Below are 1,633 nucleotides of genomic sequence, written 5' to 3'. Positions count from 1 at the left end.
AACGTACCTGTGTATGACCAGTGGCTTTTTTGCGGGCTGCGTCTTTATCTGCCGTTGCAAAATTTGATGCGGGGCAGAAGGATGACTATTTAGCTGAACCAAAGCCATTGGTTATACACACCGTTAGGCACAGTTTTATTTGTTTTTTTATTTATTTCATATAATGATTGAAGATAGTTCTTATTGCAATTCTGAATGTTAAGAACTATATTTTCTGGTACTTTCAATTCGATTAAAATGCATATGCGAACGATATTTTCTAAATATCTTGCAGCAAAGAACATGTCTAATTCATTAAAAGTCTTTTTATTATCACCTCGATGAACTAAAAAATTTCGTGTTTTTACTATTTTAATTATATATTCATCAATATTTATATTTGAAGCGAGAATGCTCTCAAAATATTCTTTTAAATCAAAAAGACGCGTTCTAAAAGTTGGTTCATTTGCATATGACAATTTTTCATATATAAAATTCTTAATATCATCATCTTCAATATTCTCTATTATGTCTTTTCTGATTTTTTTAAAAACCGCTTTTGAATAAGTATTAATTGTCTTAAATCTGCGATGGAAAGTTTCAATTGCAAAACAAGCGTTCAGAAAATCATTTTCACGACTTAATTTTGGATTTAGAAATTTTTCAATAATTAAATCAACGCTTGGTTTTAGGTTGTTATTTTCAAACCAATTTTTAATAATATCTTCGAAACACGTAGCAATCTCCGTATAATCAATTCTAATTAAGCTAATGCTTTTGGGGGATTCATTCTTTTTTGATGGAGTAATTAATTCTATAGGGATTAGAGTATTAGTGTTTTCAATATTATGTTTTGAATCATAAAACGATATTGATTCAGAGATGGGGGATTTATTAATTATGAATAACAGAAATTTTTTGAAATGAGTTATTATCTCCATGTATTCTTCAATAAGAAGTTTTTTTTCTTTAGATACTATTTTTAGATAGGTGTGTTGTTTTAAATGAATTTCGTTTTTTTCAGCTTTAGTCTCATAACCAAACGAAAAGAATAAGTCGAATCTTTCCAATGATGCAATCTTTTCATCGTTAGGGACGTCTAATTGTATTTTATTTTCAGAGTATATATTGTTTTTGATTGGTCTAATATTAACCCATTCGAATAATGACGGGATATTAACAATGCATTTTGAAAATTCTAAATCTTGCCAATTGTATATATGCACACCTATTAGAAGGTGGTTTACCTTATATTTTATGATGTTTGCACTACATCCCATTTTGAGACTTGATTGAGTGCATCCAAGAATTGTTACCTTTCCGAAACCATTGAATTCTCCCAATAAGATTTCATTTGTTTCAATTTCGTTAAGAGCTATTGCGTCTTCGGAAAATTCAAATTCAATTAGTGAATCTGTAATTTTTAAGTTCACAGAAGCTTGAATATTATTAGGAATGTTTGGTCTAATTAAGTAACCATGTTCTATCCTCATAAAATTTTATTTTGATTACTAGTTTTCGGAGTAGGTGAATTTTGACTAAAGTAAAACAAAATATCAGTAATTCAATCATTTAAGCTTTATTGATTTTCTTAAATTCCCCCCATTCTTTAAGTAGTCAATGTCTCTGGAATAGAGTGAATTGTGCCCTAACG

At 28.8% G+C, this 1,633-nt stretch carries 1 protein-coding gene; it reads right to left on the bottom strand.

The genetic code is table 11. The features are described from left to right. Positions 1–89 precede the first annotated feature (89 nt). Positions 90–1,472: an ApeA N-terminal domain 1-containing protein gene (locus B5X70_RS17655; RefSeq protein ID WP_079559223.1), complete on the bottom strand. Its 1,383-nt coding sequence runs from the start codon at positions 1,470–1,472 to the stop codon at positions 90–92. Between the last annotated feature and the right edge of the window lie 161 nt (positions 1,473–1,633).

The sequence above is a fragment of the Alkalitalea saponilacus genome, assembly GCF_900168165.1.
Classification (GTDB): domain Bacteria; phylum Bacteroidota; class Bacteroidia; order Bacteroidales; family Marinilabiliaceae; genus Natronoflexus; species Natronoflexus saponilacus.
Note: the sequence above shows the minus strand (reverse complement) of the source record. Positions and strands in the feature narration are given on the sequence as shown.

Coding starts and splice junctions, on each gene's coding strand:
- B5X70_RS17655 (WP_079559223.1), bottom strand. CDS start 1,472: ATGAGGATAGAACATGGTTACTTAATTAGACCAAACATTCCTAATAAT.